The 19,525-nt window shown below is 74.3% G+C and carries 15 protein-coding genes; 12 read left to right on the forward strand and 3 right to left on the reverse strand.

What is annotated here, in order from left to right; translation table 11 throughout:
- From nfi to HCJ92_RS05575, 3 genes are all read left to right on the forward strand, one after another.
- A partial coding sequence (gene nfi / locus HCJ92_RS05565; RefSeq protein ID WP_167932298.1) for a deoxyribonuclease V occupies positions 1-676 on the forward strand: 676 nt, incomplete at its 5' end.
- A gap of 194 nt (positions 677-870) precedes the next feature.
- The gene (locus tag HCJ92_RS05570) at positions 871-1,719 is read left to right on the forward strand and encodes a siderophore-interacting protein (RefSeq protein WP_167932299.1); all 849 of its coding nucleotides are present in this window, start codon (positions 871-873) and stop codon (positions 1,717-1,719) included.
- A 79-nt stretch (positions 1,720-1,798) separates the two neighbouring features.
- Positions 1,799-2,188 carry an MmcQ/YjbR family DNA-binding protein gene (locus tag HCJ92_RS05575; protein ID WP_167932300.1) on the forward strand — a complete coding sequence of 130 codons (390 nt, stop codon included), beginning with the start codon at positions 1,799-1,801 and terminating at the stop codon, positions 2,186-2,188.
- Between the two features lie 82 nt (positions 2,189-2,270).
- On the opposite strand, the gene HCJ92_RS05580 is transcribed toward HCJ92_RS05575, so the two are convergent.
- Positions 2,271-3,326 (reverse strand): aminotransferase class V-fold PLP-dependent enzyme, encoded by a 1,056-nt coding sequence (locus tag HCJ92_RS05580; RefSeq protein WP_167932301.1) that lies wholly within the window; start codon positions 3,324-3,326, stop codon positions 2,271-2,273.
- Positions 3,327-3,506: 180 nt separating this feature from the next.
- On the opposite strand from HCJ92_RS05580, the gene HCJ92_RS05585 reads away from it, so the two are divergent.
- From HCJ92_RS05585 to HCJ92_RS05620, 8 genes are all read left to right on the forward strand, one after another.
- Complete coding sequence (locus HCJ92_RS05585) at positions 3,507-4,664, forward strand: CaiB/BaiF CoA transferase family protein (RefSeq protein ID WP_167932302.1); 1,158 nt, start codon at positions 3,507-3,509, stop codon at positions 4,662-4,664.
- A 99-nt stretch (positions 4,665-4,763) separates the two neighbouring features.
- Positions 4,764-5,978, forward strand: a complete 1,215-nt coding sequence (locus HCJ92_RS05590) for an acetyl-CoA C-acetyltransferase (RefSeq protein WP_167932324.1) — start codon at positions 4,764-4,766, stop codon at positions 5,976-5,978.
- A gap of 114 nt (positions 5,979-6,092) precedes the next feature.
- A complete protein-coding gene (locus tag HCJ92_RS05595; protein ID WP_167932303.1) occupies positions 6,093-8,333 on the forward strand; it encodes a 3-hydroxyacyl-CoA dehydrogenase NAD-binding domain-containing protein in 2,241 nt (746 codons plus the stop codon).
- Between the two features lie 278 nt (positions 8,334-8,611).
- The gene (locus HCJ92_RS05600) at positions 8,612-9,244 is read left to right on the forward strand and encodes a TetR/AcrR family transcriptional regulator (RefSeq protein ID WP_167932304.1); all 633 of its coding nucleotides are present in this window, start codon (positions 8,612-8,614) and stop codon (positions 9,242-9,244) included.
- Positions 9,245-9,376: 132 nt separating this feature from the next.
- On the forward strand, positions 9,377-11,686 hold the full coding sequence (locus HCJ92_RS05605; protein WP_167932305.1) for an MMPL family transporter: 2,310 nt from the start codon (positions 9,377-9,379) through the stop codon (positions 11,684-11,686).
- Between the two features lie 99 nt (positions 11,687-11,785).
- Positions 11,786-12,673, forward strand: a complete 888-nt coding sequence (locus HCJ92_RS05610; protein WP_167932306.1) for an oxygenase MpaB family protein — start codon at positions 11,786-11,788, stop codon at positions 12,671-12,673.
- Between the two features lie 196 nt (positions 12,674-12,869).
- Complete coding sequence (locus HCJ92_RS05615; protein ID WP_338054033.1) at positions 12,870-15,335, forward strand: Tex family protein; 2,466 nt, start codon at positions 12,870-12,872, stop codon at positions 15,333-15,335.
- Between the two features lie 228 nt (positions 15,336-15,563).
- Positions 15,564-16,541 (forward strand): acyl-ACP desaturase, encoded by a 978-nt coding sequence (locus HCJ92_RS05620; RefSeq protein ID WP_167932307.1) that lies wholly within the window; start codon positions 15,564-15,566, stop codon positions 16,539-16,541.
- Positions 16,542-16,934: 393 nt separating this feature from the next.
- On the opposite strand, the gene HCJ92_RS05625 is transcribed toward HCJ92_RS05620, so the two are convergent.
- Positions 16,935-17,792 (reverse strand): SCO6745 family protein, encoded by an 858-nt coding sequence (locus HCJ92_RS05625; RefSeq protein ID WP_167932308.1) that lies wholly within the window; start codon positions 17,790-17,792, stop codon positions 16,935-16,937.
- 102 nt (positions 17,793-17,894) lie between these two features.
- Entirely contained in the window at positions 17,895-18,641 is a 747-nt protein-coding gene (locus HCJ92_RS05630) for an enoyl-CoA hydratase/isomerase family protein (protein WP_167932309.1), read from the reverse strand.
- Positions 18,642-18,756: 115 nt separating this feature from the next.
- Here HCJ92_RS05630 and HCJ92_RS05635 point away from each other — a divergent pair, with 115 nt between their 5' ends.
- Positions 18,757-19,446, forward strand: a complete 690-nt coding sequence (locus HCJ92_RS05635; RefSeq protein ID WP_167932310.1) for a DUF308 domain-containing protein — start codon at positions 18,757-18,759, stop codon at positions 19,444-19,446.
- Positions 19,447-19,525 lie beyond the last annotated feature (79 nt).

The raw sequence follows: 19,525 nt of genomic DNA on the forward strand, positions 1-19,525 counted from the left end.
GGTCGCGTCGCAGCGGCTGCTCCGCGACCGGCTGGTGCTGGACGAGGCCGGGCCGCCGGCGGACGGCACCGGCACCGTCGCTGGGGTGGACGTCGCCTACGACGACGCTCGCGACCTCGTCGCAGCAGCCGTCGTGGTGCTCGACGCCGCCTCGCTGGAGGTGGTGGCGGAGGCCACGGCCGTCGGTCCGGTGTCGTTCCCCTACGTCCCCGGCCTGCTGGCGTTCCGCGAGGTGCCGGCGGTCCTCCGGGCCCTCGACCGGCTCGCGGTGGCCCCGGACCTGGTCGTCTGCGACGGCTACGGCCTGGCCCACCCCCGGCGCTTCGGGCTCGCCTGCCACCTCGGTGTGGTCACCGGGCTCCCGACGATCGGTGTCGCCAAGTCGCCCTTCGTCTTCCGGCACGACGAACCGGGCGCCGAGCGGGGTGCCTCGTCCCCGCTGCTGGACGGCGACGAGGAGGTGGGACGCGCGCTGCGGACGCGTGCGGGCGTCAGACCCGTCTTCGTCTCCGCAGGGCACCGGGTGGGACTCGACACGGCCTGCGCCCACGTGATGCGGTCGACACCCCGCTACCGGCAGCCGGAGCCGATCCGCCGGGCCGACCGCAGCTGTCGGGAGGCGCTCTCCGCAGCGGTCGCCGCCGACGCCGGTGAACCGGCGCGACCCCGCGGGTGAGTGCGCCGCACCGCACTCCGCGCTCCGGTCACGGTCGGTGGGTGACCCGCCCGCACATCAGGTAAGGTCACCCTTACCTGACGCGTGCGACGGTGGGCGCCCCGCGCCGCCGCGTGCGGCGCGTCGTCGCCCCCGGCCGGGGCCGACGCCGAGGAACCGGCCGCCGTGACGGCCCCACCGAGCGAGGAGCAGCGATGAACGACCGGCCTCCCCGTCCCGCCAACCCGACCCACATCGGCAGGGTGCTGCGCACCGAGCGGCTGACGGACCACATGATCCGGGTCACGTTCGGCGGGGACGGTCTCCGCGACTTCGCCACCGGCCCCTACACCGACAGCTACGTGAAGCTCGTCTTCCCGCGGCCCGGTGTCAGCTACCCGCAGCCGCTGGACGTCGCGGCGATCCGCCGTGACCAGCCGCGCGACGAGTGGCCGCTGACCCGCACCTACACGGTCCGCAGTTTCGACCCCGCCGGCCCGGAGCTCGTGATCGACTTCGTCCACCACGGCGACACCGGGCTCGCCGGACCCTGGGCGGCTGCGGCCGTCCCGGGCGACGAGCTCGCCATGCTCGGGCCGGGCGGCGGCTACGCCCCCGACCCGCAGGCCGACTGGCACCTGCTCGTCGGCGACGAGAGCGCGCTGCCCGCCATCGCGGCCTCGGTCGCGGAGCTCCCCGCCGGCGCCCGCGCACGGGTCTTCCTGGAAGTCGGCGGCCCGGGGGAGGAGCAGAAGCTCCAGCCGCCGGCCGGCGAGGTGGACATCGTCTGGGTGGGCCGGAAGTCCGGCGCCTACGGCGAGGCGCTGCTCGCGGCGGTCACCGCCGCCGAGCTGCCCGCGGGCACCGGCCAGGCGTTCGTGCACGGCGAGGCCAACTGGGTGAAGTCGCTCCGCCGCCACCTGCGGCACGAGCTGGGGATGAAGCCCTCCCAGCTGTCGATCAGCGGCTACTGGCGGCGCGGCGCCGACGAGGACGGCTGGCAGGCCGGGAAGGCCGAATGGAACCGCCGGGTCGAGGAGGAGCAGGAGCGGGCCGCGGCCTGACGCAGCCCCCGCCGCCGGCCCGGACGGACGCGGGCCGGCCCGCTCGCCCCGCCACCGCGCCGGGCGTACCGTGAAGCGCATGACGCCGCGTCGCAGCGACGGTCCCCGCGACCGGATACGTGCCCACGCGTTGGGCTTTCCGGGCGCCGTGGAGGAGTTCCCCTGGGGCGAGCCCGCGATCAAGGCCGGCGGCAAGGTGTTCGTGTTCCTCGGGGCGCCGGCGTCGCCCGCGCCCGCATCCATGGTGATCAAGCTGCCGACGGAGGACGTCCGGGCCCACGCCCTGTCGCTGCCCGGTGCCGAGCCCGCCGGTTACGGCCTGGCACGCACCGGCTGGGTGCGCGTGCCGCTTGCGGTCGAGGCGGGCTCCGTGCCGGGCACCGGTCTGCTGTGCGACTGGGTGGAGGAGAGCTTCCGGGCGGTCGCGCCCCGGCGGCTCGTCGCGGAACTCGACGCCCGGCCGGGGTGACCGCGCCGACCAGGCATTGGTTCCCCGGGGCCCACCGACCCGCGGCGTGGAACGCCAGGTCGCGTCGGCGTCGAGCGGGTGGTCAACGGCCCGCCGCGGTCGTCTCCAGTGCCGCAATCGCCCGGTCGACGTCCGCCTCGTCGTTGTAGAGGTGGAACGCGGCCCGCAGCGCCCCCCTGCGGCGGGCAACCCGTACCCCCGCGCGGTGCAGGGCCTCCACCGCGCCCTCGGGTTCGGGGAAGGAGACGATCGGCCCCCCGGCGTCCGGCACCTCGCAGCCGAGCCCGGCCAGTCCCTCCCGGAACCGCGCGGCCAGCGCTCGGGCGTGCGCGCCGACCCGCGCCGGTCCCGCCTCGGCCAGCAACCGCAGTGACGGCGCCGCCCCCAGATAGGGGAGGTAGGCCGGGCTCTGGTCGAACCGGCGTGCGTCGGGGGCGAGTTCCGCGACCGGCCCGTAGCAGCTCTGCCACGGCTCCGCCCCGGCCACCCAGCCGGCGTGCAGCGGACGGAGGCCACCGAACCCCGGCGGCACCGACAGGAAGGAGACGCCGCGCGGCGTGAGCAGCCACTTGTACCCGCCGCACACCGTGTAGTCGAAGCGGTCGGCCCCCAGGGGCAGCCAGCCGGCCGCCTGGGTGGTGTCGAGCAGCGTGCGCGCCCCGTGCTCGCGCGCGGCCGACAGCAGGGCGCCGAGGTCGACGACCCGGCCGTCGGCCGACTGGGCGGCGCTCACCGCCACCAGGTCGGTGCCCGGTCGCACCGCGTCGACGAGGCCGTCGAGCGGGACCTGCCGCAGCCGCAGCCCCCCGCGCTGGTCGAACGGCGTGGGCAGTGAGCTGAACTCCTCGGCGGCCAGCAGTACTTCGGCACCCGCCGGCAGTGAGGCGGCGACCAGCGCCACATGGACCGCGACGGACGACCCGACGGCCACCCGGTCCGCCGTCACGCCGACGAGTGCCGCGTAGTCCGCCCGTACCCCGTCCACCGCCCGCAGGCAGGCCTGCTGGTCGAGCGTTCCCTCGGCCATCAACGCCGCTCCCCGCCGGACGGCGGTGACCGAACGCCGGGGGAGCAGCCCGTGGGAGGCGGTGTCGAGGAAGGTCCCTCGCGGGGTGAACTCCTGCCGCAATGCGTCCATGTGACATACCTGGCCGACGTGTCGCCACGCCACACGCGCCCTCACCCCGGCGCGGGGGCGCCGCCCCCGCCATCGTGCGCCCGCGCACCCCGCCCCGCGTCGTGATCCTTGAGAAATACGGAACGCGTTCCTAGGATCGCGTTGTTACCGCGACGTAGCGCGACGGACTCCGGGGGGACCATGCCGACCACCGCCACCGGGCCGCTGGCCGGGGTACGGGTCGTGGAACTCGCCGGGCTGGGCCCCGCACCCTTCGCGGCCATGCTCCTCGCCGACCTCGGGGCCGACGTCGTCCGGGTGGACCGCCCCGGCGGCAGCTGGCCCCACCTGCCGCCGGACGCGGACCTGACCGGCAGGAACAAGCGGTCGGTGCTCGCTGACCTCAAGACGGCCGAGGGCGCGGCCCGCGTCCTGGAACTCGCCGAGCGGGCCGACGTCATGGTGGAGGGGTTCCGGCCGGGCGTGGCGGAACGCCTCGGTGTCGGACCCGAGGCAGCCCTCGCCCGCAACCCCCGGCTGGTCTACGGCCGCATGACCGGGTGGGGGCAGGACGGCCCGCTGGCCGAGCGGGCCGGGCACGACATCGACTTCCTTGCCCTCACCGGCGCTCTCGCCGCCACGGGTCCGGCCGACGGCCCGCCGGTGGCCCCGGCCAACCTGCTCGGCGACCACGGCGGCGGTGCCCTCTACCTCGTCGTCGGGGTCCTGGCCGCACTCCGCCATGCGGAGGCCCACGGCGTCGGACAGGTGGTGGACGCGGCGGTCGTCGACGGCGTCAGCCACCTCACCACAGCGCTGCACGGCCTGCTCGCCGCCGGGGTCTGGCAGGACCGCCGCGAGGCCAACCTCCTGGACGGCGGTGCCCCCTCCTACGGCTGCTACGCCACCTCCGACGGCGGGTACATGGCGGTCGGCGCCCTGGAGCCCGCCTTCTACGAGGAGTTCCTGCGACGGCTCGGGATCGACCCCGGGCTGCCCGCCGCCGACGGGCACGCGTTCCCCGACCGCACGAACCCCGGCGACGCGCCCCGGTTGCGGGCCCTGCTCGCCGCCCGGTTCAGCGCGCGGACGCGGAACGAGTGGGCGGAGGTCTTCGCCGACAGTGACGCCTGCGTCGCCCCCGTGCTGTCGCTGAGCGAGGCGCCCGGTCACCCCCACCTCGCTGCCCGGGGCACCTTCACCGACCACGGCGGCACCGTTCAACCGGCCCCCGCGCCCCGGTTCTCCGTCACCCCCGCCGCGTTACGGCTGCCACCGGCGCGGCCCGGCGCGGACGCCGCAGGGGTGGCCGCGGAGTGGGACCTCCCGGTGGAACGGGGCGGAACCACCCGCCCGTGACGCCGCCGCACCCCCAGCGCCGCCGCGCCCGGCCCGCGCGGGCCGACCGTGTCCGGGCGGACGCCGACCGGCAGCCAACCGCCCATGAGAGAGGTACACATGACCACCGACGCCTACGTCTACGACGCGTTCCGCACCCCCCGGGGCCGGGGCAGGGCGAACGGCTCCCTGCACACCGTCAAACCCATCGACCTCGTCACCGGGCTGATGCGGCGTCTGGAGCACCGGCTGCCCGGCATCGACCCGGCGGCCGTGGACGACGTCGTCCTCGGCGTGGTCAGCCCGCACGGTGACCAGGGCTCGGACATCGCCAAGATCGCCGCCCTCGCCGCGGGACTCCCCGAGACGGTGGCCGGCGTGCAGCTCAACCGGTTCTGCGCCTCCGGGCTGGAGGCCGTCAACACCGCCGCGGCCAAGGTCCGCTCCGGCTGGGACGACCTGCTGCTGGCGGGCGGCGTGGAGTCCATGTCGCGACTGCCCATCGGCTCCGACGGCGGCGCCTGGATGATGGACCCGATGACGAGCCTGGCGACGGGCTTCGTCCCCCAGGGCATCGGGGCCGACCTGATCGCCACCCTCGACGGCGTCAGCCGGCGCGAGGTCGACGAGTACGCCGCGCTCTCCCAGGAACGCGCGGCCACGGCCGCCGCGGAGGGCCGGTTCGACCGCGGGCTGGAACCCGTCGTCGACCGTTCGGGGCTCACCGTGCTCGACCATGACGAGTTCCCCCGGCCGGGCACCACCGCCGACTCCCTCGCCGCGCTCCGCCCGTCGTTCGCCGGCCTCGGCGAGCAGGGCGGGTTCGACGCCGTGGCGCTGCAGAAGTACCACCACCTGGAGCGCATCGACCACGTCCACCACGCGGGCAACTCCTCCGGCATCGTCGACGGCGCGGCGCTGGTCGTCGTCGGGAGCGAGGAGGTCGGACGCCGCCACGGGCTGACGCCCCGGGCGCGGATCGTCTCCGCCGCCGTCACCGGATCCGAGCCGACCGTGATGCTCACCGGCCCGGCGCCGGCCAGCCGCAAGGCACTGGCCCGAGCGGGACTGACCGTCGACGACATCGACCTCTTCGAGGTCAACGAGGCGTTCGCAGCCGTCGTACTGCGGTTCGTCCGCGAGATGGGTGTCGATCCGGCGCGCGTCAACGTCAACGGCGGCGCCATCGCGCTCGGCCACCCGCTCGGCGCCACCGGGGCGATGATCCTCGGCACCCTCCTCGACGAACTGGAGCGGCGCGACCTCCGGCGCGGTCTGGCGACGCTCTGCGTCGGCGGTGGCATGGGCGTGGCCACCGTCATCGAGAGGGTGTGACACCCGCCCGGCACCCCCACCGGGTCGAGAGCGGGCCGCCCGCTCCGCTCCGGCCGACCGCCCCTCCGCGTCGCCCCACCGCCCGGCGGCGTCGCCCCACCGAAAGAGACCGCCATGACCGCACCCGCAGCCTCCGCCGCCGATCCCGACGCCGGGCCGATCCACTGGCACCGCGGCGCCGACGGGATCGTGACCCTGACCATGGACGCCCCCGGGCGCACCGCCAACACCATGGACGCCGCGTTCGTCACCGCGCTCACCGCCGCCGCCGACCGGTTGGAGGGTGAGCGCGACACGGTGCGCGGCATCATCGTCACCTCCGCCAAGGAGACCTTCTTCGCCGGTGGCGACCTCGACGAGCTCATCGCCGCCGGCCCCGAGGACGCCCGGCAGGTGTTCGACTTCGCCACGGCGCTCAAGCGCGCGCTGCGCCGCATCGAGACCCTGGGAGTGCCGGTGGTCGCCGCCGTCAACGGCACCGCGCTCGGCGGCGGGCTGGAGCTCGCGCTCGCCTGCCACCACCGGATCGTCCTCGACGGTCCCGACACCCGTCTCGGGCTGCCCGAGGTGACCCTCGGGCTGCTTCCGGGGGGTGGCGGTGTCGCCCGGACCGTGCGGCTGCTCGGTATCGCCGACGCCCTGCGCCACGTCCTGCTGGAGGGCACCCGCCACACCCCGTCGCGGGCACTGGAGCTGGGGCTGGTCCACCAGGTGGTGACCTCCCCCGAGGAGATGCTGGGCGCCGCGCGCGCCCACATCGACGCCCACCCCGCCTCCCGTCAGCCGTGGGACGAGGAGGGCTACCGCATCCCCGGGGGGACGCCCGCCACGCGGTCGTTGGCCGCGGTGCTGCCCTCCTTCGCGGCGCATCTCGTGCGCCGCACCGGAGGCGCGCCGCTGCCGGCGCCCCGGAACATCCTGGCTGCGGCGGTGGAGGGCGCGCAGGTCGACTTCGAGGGCGCTCAGCTGATCGAGAGCCGCTACTTCACCGAGTTGGTCGTCGGGCAGACCTCGAAGAACATGACGCAGGCGTTCTTCTTCGACCTGCGGACCGTCAACGCGGGGGCCGCGAGGCCGGAGGGGGAGCCGGCGCACCGGGTGCGCCGGGTCGGTGTCGTCGGCGCGGGGATGATGGGTGCGGGGATCGCCCACGTCTGCGCACGCGCGGGCATCGACGTCGTGCTGCAGGACGTCAGCCGGGAGGCCGCCCTCCGGGGCCGTGCCCACGCCGAGCGGCTCGTGGCGGCGTCGGTCGCCCGAGGCCGAATGACGGAGGCCGAGGCCGCGGCGCTCACGGCCCGCATCACCGCGACCGACACGATCGAGGACCTGGCCGGCTGCGAGGTGGTGGTCGAGGCGGTGTTCGAGGACACCGCGCTGAAGCACCAGGTGCTCGCGGCGGTCGAGCGGGTGGTCGGCGAGTCCGCGCTGCTCTGCACCAACACCTCGACGCTCCCGGTCGGCGGACTGGCCGAGGCAGTGGGCCGGCCGGAGGACTTCCTGGGACTGCACTTCTTCTCGCCCGTGCACCGGATGCCGCTGGTGGAGATCGTGCGGGGCGCGCGGACGGGGGACCGTGCGCTGGCGCGCGCCTTTGACCTGGTGCGGCAGATCGGTCGCACCCCGATCGTCGTCAACGACGGCCGGGGCTTCTTTACCTCCCGGGTCATCGCCCGCTTCCTGCAGGAGGGTGTGGCGATGGTGGGGGAGGGGGTGGCGCCCTCGTCGGTGGAGCAGGCCGCGGCCCGGGCCGGCTACCCCACGGGAGTGCTCGCCCTGCTGGACGAGTTGACGCTGACTCTTCCCCGCCGGGTGCGGGCCGAGGACCGGGCCGCCGCGTCGGCCGCCGGCGAGGAATGGGTCCCGCACCCGGCGGACGCGCTCCTGGACCGCATGGTCGAGGAGTACGGCCGGACAGGGCGCGCCGGTGGCGCCGGCTTCTACGAGTACGGCGAGGACGGCGCGAGGGCGGGGCTCTGGCCGGAGCTGGGGGAGCGCCTGGCACCCGGCGGCCGGGTGGAGCTGCCGATGGCCGACCTGACGGAACGACTGCTGTTCGTCGAGGCGCTGGACAGCATCCGACTGCTGGAGGAGGGGGTGCTCACCTCGGTCGCGGACGCCAACGTCGGTTCGCTGCTGGGTATCGGCTTCCCGCCGTGGACCGGCGGGGTGCTCCAGTACGTCAACGGCTACCCGGGCGGGCTCGACGGGTTCGTCGCCCGTGCGCGCGAGCTGGCGGACCGTTACGGCCCCCGGTTCGCGCCGCCCGCGCTGCTGCTGGCGAAGGCGGCGGCGGGTGAACTGTTCGGCGAGGTCCGCTACCGACCCGCACCGGAGGTGCCTGCCGTGGTGTGACGCCGGCCGCCCCGTCGCCTCGGCCCCGCCCCTTCCGGGGCGGGGCCGACGGCGTTCGAGGCGCGGCCCCCGGTCCGCGGCGACCCCGGGCTCGGGCGGCGCGCGGGGGTGTGGACGGGGTGCGCCGGGGTAGGTGAACGGAGTCGTATCGATCCGTTTGCGTTTCGCAGGGTGGGTGTCTACGCTCGTGCTCGAGAAACGACATCGTTTCGATCTGCGGATCGATGATGGGATGGCCACCTCCGGCCGGAGGACCGGCCCCGTCGACAGGACACGGAATGACCGAGCAGCCCGGCGTCACCGCCCCCAGGGCCGGTGGCCGCAGCGGCCGAACGAAGCTCACCGAGGAGCGTGAGCAGGAGCTCTACGAGGCCGTCCTCGCCGAGCTGCGGGAGCGCGGCTACGAGGCCCTGACGATGGACGCGGTCGCTGCCCGCTCCCGGTCGAGCAAGGCCACCCTCTACCGTCAGTGGCAGACCAAGGCCCGGCTCGTCACCTCCGCGCTCCGCCACACCAAGCGCCTCTCCCTCGACGACGTGGACACCGGCTCGCTCCGCGGCGACTTCCGGGAGATGTGCGGCCGGGTCGGCACCGAGGCCACCGACGACACCGCCGTCATCCACGCCCTCTCGCACGCCTGCCGCAACGACCCGGACCTCCACCTCGCCGTGCGGCAGGTGATCATCGACCCGGAGATCAAGGTGCTCGACCGCGCCCTGCGGCGGGCCGAGGAGCGCGGTGAGCTCGCCCCCGGCAATCCCGCGGTGGAGTTCGTCGTGCACTCGATCATCGGCGCGCTCATCGCCCGGCCGCTGATGGAGGGCCGCTACGCCGATCCCGACTTCCTGCGCCGCTTCGCGGACACCATGATCATCCCGCTGCTGCTCCCCGAGCCGGCCCCCGCGGGCTGACCGGCCCGCGGTCCTCGGGGCCGCCCGCCGGTCGTGGCACAACACCACACCGACCACCCCCTCCCGGCAGACCGCCACAGGCCGCCGGGGCGGCCCCTCACTGCCCGCACCGAATAGGAGACACCCGCCGCCATGGCGACTTTTCTCTACAAACTGGGACGCGCGTCGTTCCTCAAGAGGCGCCTCGTAGCCCTGCTGTGGGTGCTGCTGCTCGGTGCCACCGGCCTCGTCGCCGCCACCAACGCGAGCCAGCCGTCCAACGAGATATCGATGCCGGGCACCGAGGCCCAGGAGGCGTTCGACCTCCTCTCCGAGCGCTACCCCGGCATGGGGGTGGACGGGGCGACCGCCCGGGTCGTCTTCCGCGCCGACGACGGCACAATGGAGGACGCGGCCAACCAGGAGGCCGTGGCGGGCGTGCTCGGTGAGCTCGAACAGAGCTCGGACGAGGTCGCCTCCGTCACCGACCCCTTCGAGGTCGGGGCGGTCAGCCAGGACGGCAGCACCGCCTACACCCAGGTCTCCTACCTCGTCAGCGGCTTCGAGCTCGACGACGCGGACCGGGAGGCGCTGGAGGCCGCGGCCGAGACCGGCCGGGACGCGGGACTGACCGTCGAGATCGGCGGTGACGCCCTCTTCGAGGTGCCCGCCACCGGCATCGCCGAGGTCATCGGCATCGCCGTCGCCGCCGTGGTCCTGATCGTCACCCTCGGCTCGCTGGTCGCCGCCGGGCTTCCCCTGATCACCGCACTCGTCGGCGTCGGCATCTCGGTGCTCGCCATCACCGTGCTCAGCGGCCCGCTGGAGCTGGACACCACCACCCCCATCCTGGCGATGATGCTGGGACTCGCGGTGGGCATCGACTACGCCCTGTTCATCGTCTCCCGATACCGTGCCGAGCTCGACGAGGGCCACACCAAGGTGGAGGCGGTCGGCCGGGCCTCCGGCACCGCGGGCTCCGCGGTCGTCTTCGCGGGTCTCACCGTCATCATCGCGATGGCCGGCCTCGCCGTCGTCAACATCCCGATCCTGACCAAGATGGGCTTCGCCGCCGCCGGTGCGGTCGCGGTCGCGGTCCTCGTCGCCGTCACCCTCATCCCCGCGGTCCTCGGCTTCGCCGGTGACAAGGTCCGCGGCGGTCGCCGCAAGGCGGTCGAGGGCGACAAGGCCGACAAGAACGGGGACACCCCGGCCACGGACGGCGACACCGCCGCCACCGGGGCCGGGGCCTCGGCCGAACGCCCCAACATGGGCACCCGCTGGGCCCGGCAGGTCATCCGCCGCCCCATCGCCGTCCTGATCGCCGGTGTGGTCGGCCTCGGCGTCATCGCCATCCCGGCGAGCCAGCTGGAGCTCAACCTCCCGGACGAGGGCTCCTCCGCCCCCTCCACCACCCAGCGCCAGGCCTACGACATGCTGGCCGAGTCCTTCGGCCCCGGGTTCAACGGCCCCCTGCTGGTCGTCCTCGACGGTGAGGGTGGCGGCGACGCCATGGCCGCGGCGGAGCAGCTCACCGAGCGCGCCATGGAACTCGACGAGGTCGTCGCGGTCACCCAGCCGCAGCCCGACGAGGCCGGGCAGACCGCCCTGCTGACCGTGATCCCCGCCTCCACCCCCTCCAGCTCCGAGACCGAGTCGGTCGTCAACGACATCCGCGCCCTCGCCGGGGAGCTGGAGCAGGAGACCGGCACGACCCTGGCCGTCACCGGCCAGACCGCCATGGGCATCGACATCTCGCAGAAGCTCGACGACGCCCTCGTGCCCTACCTCGCGCTCGTCGTCGGCCTGGCCTTCGTGCTCCTCATGGTCGTCTTCCGCTCGCTGCTGGTGCCGCTCAAGGCTGCGCTGGGCTTCCTGCTGTCGGTCATGGCCGCCCTCGGCGCCGTGGTCGCCGTCTTCCAGTGGGGCTGGCTGGCCGGCCCGCTGGGTGTCGAGACCACCGGGCCCGTGATGAGCCTGATGCCGATCTTCCTCATCGGCGTCGTCTTCGGTCTCGCCATGGACTACGAGGTCTTCCTCGTCACCCGGATGCGGGAGGCGTACGTCCACGGAGCCACACCTGACGAGGCCATCGTCACCGGCTTCCGCTACGGCGCCAGGGTCGTCACCGCAGCCGCGATCATCATGATCAGCGTCTTCGCCGGCTTCGTCAGCGCCACGGAGCCCATGATCAAGATGATCGGTTTCGGCCTCGCCGTCGCAGTGCTCTTCGACGCCTTCGTCGTCCGTATGGCGATCGTGCCCGCCCTGCTGGCGCTTCTGGGCCGCTCCGCCTGGTGGCTCCCCGCCTGGCTGGACCGCGTCCTGCCCAACGTCGACGTCGAGGGCGAGCGGCTCACCGCCGCCTCGCCGGCGCCGACGGCGGAGCCGGACAGCGCCTCCCCGACGGAGCCGGGCACCGAGGAGCCCGTCCGGGAGGAGCCCGTCGACCAGCGCCGTTGACCCACCGAGCACACCCCCGCCCCCGGGACGCACCCACCGCGTCCCGGGGGCGGGCGCGTCCGGCCCCCACCGGTCACAATGGCACCGGGAGGCGTCGAGATGACCGCACCGCACCAGGACCCCACGACACCGGGCCGCCGCACCGCCCCGCCCGTCGGGCCGCCCCCGGACGGCCTGCTCTGGGAGTTCTACGGGGACGTCCGCTTCCTGATGTGGCTCCCCGCCGCGCTGGCGCTGCAGGTCGCGCTGCCCGGTGTCGGCGCGGGCGTCGACGACCACTCGGTGTTCCGCACCGACCCCTGGGGGCGCGCCGACCGCTCGGTCCGGTCCGCGCTGCTCTGGGTCTACGGCGGGGAGGAGGCCGCCGCCGAGGGCCGCCGCCTGCGCCGCCTGCACCGCTCCATCAGCGGCACCACTCCCGACGGCCACCGCTACCACTCCCTCGACCCCCACCTGTACGGCTGGGTCCACGCCAGTGGCTTCCCGGTGATGCTCCGCGCGCTCACCGTGCTCCACGGCCGCACCTGCACCCCGGAGGAACAGGAGGCCCTCTACCGCGAATGGCGCACGGTCGGCGTGCTGCTGGGGCTGCGCGACCGCGACCTCCCCGCCACGGCGGCGGAGTTCGCACCCCGCTATCGGGCGTGGCTGCACGAACTGGCCGCCACGCCCGTCGTCTGTGAGCTGACCGACCCCCGCAACACTGTCGGCCCGCCCGACCACGGACCCCGCCCGGTACGGGTGCCGTTGCGGCTCGCCTGGCCGCTGCTGCGACGCCCCACCGCCCGGTTGCTGGCCTTCCTCACCGTCGGCCTGATGCCGCCCGAGGCCAGGGCCGCCGTCGGGCTGCCCTGGGACGAGCGGCAGGAGCGCCGGTTGCGCGCCCTGGGCCGGGTGACCGGCACCGTCGTCGCCCGGCTTCCCGAGCGGCTGCGCTACCTCCCCGACGCCGCGCGTGCCCGGCGAGCCCGCCGGACCACCAGCTGACCGCGACCGTCGCGTACCGCCGATCGCGCCCCACGGGCCCGGAAGACGCGGTCAAATCCCACGAATGTCCCCGGCTCCTGCCACAATGCTCGGGCACCCGCGCCCCCGCCCCGTCCGGCCCCGCCTCGCCGCGGCCGGGCCCGCGGAGGGCGGCCACCGCACCGAAGGAGACAGGGGCCCTATCCCCGTGAACCGCGTGACCAACTCCGTGGCAGACCGCTCGATCGAAACCCGGATCGCCGACGAACTGGGTGTCCGGGAGGGGCAGGTGACAGCCGCAGTCGGACTCCTCGACGGCGGGGCCACGGTGCCGTTCGTCGCCCGCTACCGCAAGGAGGTGACGGGGGCCCTCGACGACAGTCAGCTCCGCACCTTGGAGGAACGCCTCCGCTACCTGCGGGAGTTCGAGGAACGCCGCGACGCTGTCCTGGAGTCGGTGCGCTCCCAGGGCAAGCTGACCGAGGAACTGGAGGCCGACATCCGCGCCGCTGGGACCAAGGCGCGGTTGGAGGACATCTACCTCCCCTACAAGCCCAAGCGGCGGACCAAGGCGCAGATCGCCCGCGAGGCGGGGCTGGAACCGCTGGCGGACGCGCTGCTCGCCGACCCGACCGTCGACCCGGCCGCCGCCGCCGCGGGCTACGTGGACGCCGAACGCGGCGTGGACAGCTCCGACGCGGCGCTCGCGGGCGCCCGTGCCGTCCTCACCGAGCGCTTCGGCGAGGACGCCGACCTGGTCGGCGAACTGCGCGAGCGCATCTGGGAGAAGGGCCGCCTGACCTCGCGGGTCCGGGAGGGCCGGGAGACGGAGGGCGCCAAGTTCTCCGACTACTTCGACTGGTCCGAGCCGTTGGCCGCCATGCCCTCCCACCGTGCCCTGGCGATGTTCCGCGGCGAGAAGGAGGAGTTCCTGGAGGTCGCGCTCGCCCCCGAGGAGGCCGATGCCGCGAGCGAGGGGCCCTCCGCGTACGAGCGGGCCGTCGCCCACCGGTTCGGCGTCGCCGACCGCGGCCGTCCCGCCGACGCCTGGCTGCTGGAGACGGTCCGCTGGGCGTGGCGAACCAGGCTGCTGGTCCACCTCACCCTCGACCTCCGCACCCGGCTGCGCACCGCCGCCGAGGACGGCGCCGTGGGCGTCTTCGCGACCAACCTCCGCGACCTGCTGCTCGCGGCCCCCGCCGGCACCCGCGCCACCATGGGTCTGGACCCGGGGCTGCGCACCGGCGTCAAGGTCGCCGTCGTGGACGCCACCGGCAAGGTCGCGGCCACCGACACCGTCTACCCCCACGCCCCCCAGCGGAAGTGGGACGCCGCGCTGGAGCGGCTGGCGCGGCTCGCGGCGGAGCACCGCGTCGAGCTGATCGCCGTGGGCAACGGAACCGCGTCCCGCGAGACCGACAAGCTGGCGGGCGAGGTGATCGCGGCGCTGCCCGACCTGAAGCTCACCAAGGCGCTGGTCTCCGAGGCCGGCGCCTCCGTCTACTCCGCTTCCGCCTACGCCTCCAAGGAACTTCCGGAGCTCGACGTCTCGCTGCGCGGCGCGGTCTCCATCGCCCGCCGCCTCCAGGACCCGCTGGCCGAGCTGGTGAAGATCGACCCCAAGTCCATCGGCGTGGGCCAGTACCAGCACGACCTCGCCGAGGTGAAGCTCTCCCGTTCGCTGGACGCGGTGGTGGAGGACTGCGTCAACGGTGTCGGGGTGGACGTCAACACCGCCTCGGTGCCGCTGCTCGCCCGGGTCTCCGGGGTGTCCGCCACGGTCGCGGAGAACATCGTCGCCCACCGCGACGCCAACGGTCCGTTCCGCAGCCGCCGTGCGCTGAAGGACGTCCCCCGGCTCGGCCCGAAGGCGTTCGAGCAGTGCGCCGGCTTCCTGCGGGTGCGCGACGGCGAGGACCCGCTCGACGCGTCCAGTGTCCACCCGGAGTCCTACCCGGTGGTCCGCCGCATGGCGACCACCACCGGCACCCCTGTCCCCGAGCTCATCGGCAACACCGCGCTGCTGCGCTCGCTGCGCGCGGAGGACTACGCGGACGAGGCGTTCGGACTGCCGACGGTGACCGACATCCTCGGCGAGCTGGAGAAGCCGGGGCGCGACCCGCGTCCGGCGTTCCGCGCCGCGCGGTTCAAGGACGGCGTGGAGAAGATCGGCGACCTGACGGCCGGCATGATCCTGGAGGGAGTCGTCTCGAACGTCGCCGCCTTCGGGGCCTTCGTCGACGTCGGTGTCCACCAGGACGGGCTGGTGCACGTCTCCGCCATGTCGGACAGGTTCGTCTCCGACCCCCGCGAGATCGTCAAGCCGGGCGACATCGTCCGCGTCAAGGTCCTGGACGTCGACGTCCCCCGCAAGCGGATCTCGCTGACGCTCCGGCTGGAGGACGCCACTGCCGCCCGCGGGGGTGAGGGCGGCGGAGAGGCCGCCGTGGGGCGCGGCGGTGACGGCGGCGCGCCGCGCCAGCGGGATCGCCGCGGTGGTCGAGGCGAGGGCCGCGGTGGTTCGCGGAACGGCCAGGACGGAGGCCGTGACGGTCGCCGGGGCGGCCGGGCCGGGCAGGGCGGCCAGAGCGGCGACGGCCGCCGGCGCAACGACCAGCCCGCCAACAGTGCGATGGCGGACGCGCTGCGCAGGGCCGGCCTGACGGGGAAGCCGCGCCGCTGACACCGGCGGCAACCCCTCCCGGCCTGGGCTTCGACCCGACCGACCCCTTGACAGGCCCGCACCGAACCGCGCCGGGCCCGGGCATTCGTCCCGGGCCCGGCGCGTTCGTGTGTGACGCGGGTCGCACCGGGAGCCGGAGCTTGCCTGACTCGCGGGTAACAACCTACGGTGGCGTAACCTACGGCATCGTAAGTAGTTCGCCTAAACATCTTCTCGGCTGGAGCGCCCGTGACGATCACCCCCGCCCACCCCGCCAGTTCGGACCAGTGGACCGACGCCCGGCTGCTCTACGCGCTGGAAGAGGTCGTGGAGCGGGAGATCAACCGGCACCTGAAGGTCGCCAAGGACTGGATGCCGCACGAGTACGTGCCGTGGAGCGACGGGCGGAACTTCGACGGCGTCCTGGGCGGCGAGGCGTGGGACCCGGAGCAGTCGAAGGTCACCGAGATCGGCCGCATCGCGCTGGTCGTCAACCTGCTGACCGAGGACAACCTCCCGAGCTACCACCACGAGATCGCCACCCTCTTCGGCCGTGACGGCGCCTGGGGCACCTGGGTGCACCGGTGGACCGCCGAGGAGGGCAGGCACGGCATCGTCATGCGCGACTACCTGCTGACCACCCGCGCCGTGGACCCGGTCAAGCTGGAGCAGTTCCGGATGGCGCACATGTCGGAGGGGTTCGAGTCCGACAACTCGCACTCGATGCTCCACTCCGTCGCGTACGTCGCGTTCCAGGAGCTCGCCACCCGTATCTCCCACCGGAACACCGGCCACCAGTCCGGCGACCCGCTCTGCGACCGGATGCTGGCGCGCATCGCGACCGACGAGAACCTGCACATGGTCTTCTACCGCAACCTGCTGAAGGCCGCCTTCGAGATGGCGCCCGACCAGACCATGTCCGCGGTGCGTGACGTCGTCGTGCAGTTCCGGATGCCCGGTCACGGCATGCCCGGCTTCGAGCGCGCCGCAGCCCAGATGGCCATCGGCGGTATCTACAACATGCGCATCCACCACGACGACGTGCTGCAGCCGGTCCTCCGCTACCTGCGCGTGCTCGACATCGACGGCCTGGGTCCCGAGGGGCTGAAGGCCCAGGAGGAGCTCGGGCTGTTCATGGCCGGTCTGGACAGCGAGGCGGCCAAGCTCGACGAGAAGCTTGAGGCGCGTCGTGCCCGCATCGCCGCGCGCAAGGCCGCGGCCGGCTGAGACGGTCGCCCACGGCCGGACCGGCGGGAGCCCGTGCCCGGTCGCACGGCCATGTCCCGACAGGTGTGGGGCGGCGCGAACGCGCCGCCCCACACCTGTCGGGGTGCCCGCCGCGGGGAACCTTCTCCGCTCGGCGCTACAGCGCGCGGCTCAGAGTCCGGTGCACCGCACTTCCGCTGTCATGGCGGGGGCCAGGAGGGGGCGGCCACGGAGAGCCGGTCCCCGCCGCGGGCGGAGGCCGTCCTCGCGCCTGCGGGCCGAAGGAGGCGACGGGTGACCGGCCCCATCAGGCGCGACCTTCCGTTCGACCGGCGCTGCCTGGGCGGCGGCCCGGACACCGTCGGGAACGGACGCCGCCGGTGGAGCTGGTTCCTCGGACGGGGACGGGCGGGGTCAGCCCATCACTTCGGAGGGGAAGGCGCCCGCCTTGGCGGCCGTCAGGGCGAAACCGGCCGCCAGATCGGTGAGGCGGGCGACGTCGTCGGCCCCGAGGGTCTCGTAGGGCGCGCGGTCGAGGCGGTCGGTCTCGTTCTCGATCGCCTTGCGGAGGGCGACGCCGTCCTCGGTCAGCCGGCCGTCGGCGGCGAGCAGCCCGCGGTCCCGGAGCCTGCCCTGGGCGGCGTTCCACTCCTGCTCGCTCCAGCCGCGGGTCTCCCGCAGCCAGGCGGGGTGCTGTCCGTGGCCGCTGGCGGCGTGGCTGATCATGGCCTCGGCCGGGTCCAGTCCCTCCCGCAGCAGAACCGCGACATGGCCGTCGCCCCGGTGCTCGCGCAGCAGGGTGGCGGCGTGCCACAACCGCAGGTGCGGGTCGTGCGGGATCGCCAGGTCCGCGTTGGCGGCGTACAGGGGGCGCCCGTGGGGCCGGCATCCGGTCGCGGCACGCAGCGCCAGCTCGGCCGCCTCGGCCATCTGCGGCGACTCGACGGCCCGGTCGCCCAGCAGGCGGCGCAGGACACCGTCGGCCGCGCGGAGTCGCGCCTCGATGACGGCGTCCGGGCGTGCGCGTTCCCACACGGCGGGCAGGTGGCGGGCGACGAGTCCTGGCCGGAACGAGTAGAAGACGGCGCTCACGGCGCCCGCGCCCACCCGTCCGAGCGGGGCGGCGCGTGTGGCCAGGTAGGCCGCTGTCTGCTCCCCGATGCCGAGTGCGGCCATCTCCCGCGGTAGCTCGGGGGAGAAGTAGAGCAGCGAGTGCAGCGGGTTGAGGGCGGCGTGACAGTGTCTGCCGGCGCGGGAAGGCGGGGAGGTCATGCCTTTCACATTACCGAGCGGTATATACCGGGGGTAGTCCGTGGGCCCGGTCGGCGGCGTCGAGACCGCCCGGGCCGGTCCTCCTCCGACTCCGTCGCGGGGTCAGCCCGGCCAGGTGAACCGGGGCTCCCGCCGCTCCGTGAACGCGGCGACGCCCTCCGCCAGTTCCCGCTCCGCGTTCCCTGGCCGCGCCCAACGCTCCAGGTGGGCGCCGTCGGGGCCGTGGTCCACGAACTCCTTCGCCGCCCGCTGGGTCAGCAGGGAACGTGCGGCGAGGGTGGCGGTGAAGGCGGCCACGCGGTCCGCCAGCTCCGTCGCTGCGAGCACCTCGTTCAGCAGTCCGCACGCCAGCGCCCGCCGGGCGCCCATCAGTTCGGCCGAGAACAGCAGGTACTTGGCGGTGGCGGGTCCCACCAGGCGCGCGAGGCGGGCGGTGGCGCCCGGCGGGTAGACGAGGCCGAGCCGGGCGGGGGTGACGCCGAGCAGGGCGTCCTCCGAGGCGAACCGCAGGTCGCAGGCGACGGCGAGCTGGCAACCGCCGCCCACGCAGTGACCGCGGATGACGGCGAGCGTCGGGCCGGGGAAGGCGGCCAGTGCCTCCTCCGCCGCGGAGGCCAGCTCCCGGGGCGCGGTGCCCGACCGCAGGGCCGCGATGTCGGCGCCGGCGCTGAAGGTCCCGCCGTGGCCGGTCAGGACCAGCACGCGCACAGCGGGGTCGTCGGCCAGCTCACGCACCAGTCCGGCCAGGGCGCGCCACATGGCGGGGGTCAGCGCGTTCCGCTTGGCGGGGTTGCGCAGGGTCAGGGTCGCGACGCCGTCCGCGACGTGGCTGAGCACGGCAGGGTCCATGACCGGCGATCGTACGGCCGCACCCCCGCTGTCCGGAACCGCACGCCCGGATGGCGTAGGAACAGCGGCGCGACGCGCCCGGAGGGAGGAACCTGGCGTGCGAGGAGGTGCCGCCATGCGTCACAAGGAGTCGCACACCCCACAGGACCCGGGCCGGGAACTGCACCGCAGCCTCGGCAGGTTCGCCGCCCTCGGAGCGGTGCTGGTGGCGGCCGGTCTGGTCGGGCTCGTGTACACCGGCGTCGCGACCCTGGGGTCGATGGTGCTGTTCGGCTGGCTGCTGCTGATCGGCGGAGTCGTCGGGCTGCTGCACGCGGTGCTCTCGCGGGGGTCCAACTTCGTGTGGGTCGGACTGATCGCCGCTGCGCTGAACCTCGCCGCGGGGGTGATCCTCATCCGGCACCCCGAGGTGGACGCGGGCGGGCTGAGTCTCTTCGTGGCGCTGCTGCTGCTGACCGGTGGGGTCTTCCGCTTCGTCGGCGGCCTGGTGGTGCGCGGCCCCCAGATGATGTGGACCGTGGTGCAGGGCGCGTTCGGCCTGGTGCTGGGCCTGATGGTGCTGCTGGAGTGGCCCACCGCGACCTGGTACGTCCTCGGGACCTTCCTCTCGCTGGCGCTGCTCTTCGACGGGCTGGGGCTGCTGGCGACCGGGATGGCGGGACGCCGCATCCTCGCGATCGCCGGCGAGCCGGGGAGGGCCGCCGGTGGCGCGGGGGAGGCGCGGGACGGCCGGTCGCCGGCGCACGGTGACCGCCGGGGCGCCGGTGGCGCGGAACCACCGTTCCCTGACGGTCCGCGGCAGTAATTGTTCACTCTGCGGCCACTTATCGAAACTGGTCGCTCAATGGCGAAAGAGAAGCACGCATATTCGGTGAGTTGCGTGC

The organism is Streptomyces spiramenti (assembly GCF_012034385.1).
GTDB classification, from domain to species: domain Bacteria; phylum Actinomycetota; class Actinomycetes; order Streptomycetales; family Streptomycetaceae; genus Streptomyces; species Streptomyces spiramenti.

Coding starts and splice junctions, on each gene's coding strand:
- HCJ92_RS05570 (WP_167932299.1), top strand. CDS start 871: ATGAACGACCGGCCTCCCCGTCCCGCCAACCCGACCCACATCGGCAGG.
- HCJ92_RS05575 (WP_167932300.1), top strand. CDS start 1,799: ATGACGCCGCGTCGCAGCGACGGTCCCCGCGACCGGATACGTGCCCAC.
- HCJ92_RS05580 (WP_167932301.1), bottom strand. CDS start 3,326: ATGGACGCATTGCGGCAGGAGTTCACCCCGCGAGGGACCTTCCTCGAC.
- HCJ92_RS05585 (WP_167932302.1), top strand. CDS start 3,507: ATGCCGACCACCGCCACCGGGCCGCTGGCCGGGGTACGGGTCGTGGAA.
- HCJ92_RS05590 (WP_167932324.1), top strand. CDS start 4,764: ATGACCACCGACGCCTACGTCTACGACGCGTTCCGCACCCCCCGGGGC.
- HCJ92_RS05595 (WP_167932303.1), top strand. CDS start 6,093: ATGACCGCACCCGCAGCCTCCGCCGCCGATCCCGACGCCGGGCCGATC.
- HCJ92_RS05600 (WP_167932304.1), top strand. CDS start 8,612: ATGACCGAGCAGCCCGGCGTCACCGCCCCCAGGGCCGGTGGCCGCAGC.
- HCJ92_RS05605 (WP_167932305.1), top strand. CDS start 9,377: ATGGCGACTTTTCTCTACAAACTGGGACGCGCGTCGTTCCTCAAGAGG.
- HCJ92_RS05610 (WP_167932306.1), top strand. CDS start 11,786: ATGACCGCACCGCACCAGGACCCCACGACACCGGGCCGCCGCACCGCC.
- HCJ92_RS05625 (WP_167932308.1), bottom strand. CDS start 17,792: ATGACCTCCCCGCCTTCCCGCGCCGGCAGACACTGTCACGCCGCCCTC.
- HCJ92_RS05630 (WP_167932309.1), bottom strand. CDS start 18,641: ATGGACCCTGCCGTGCTCAGCCACGTCGCGGACGGCGTCGCGACCCTG.
- HCJ92_RS05635 (WP_167932310.1), top strand. CDS start 18,757: ATGCGTCACAAGGAGTCGCACACCCCACAGGACCCGGGCCGGGAACTG.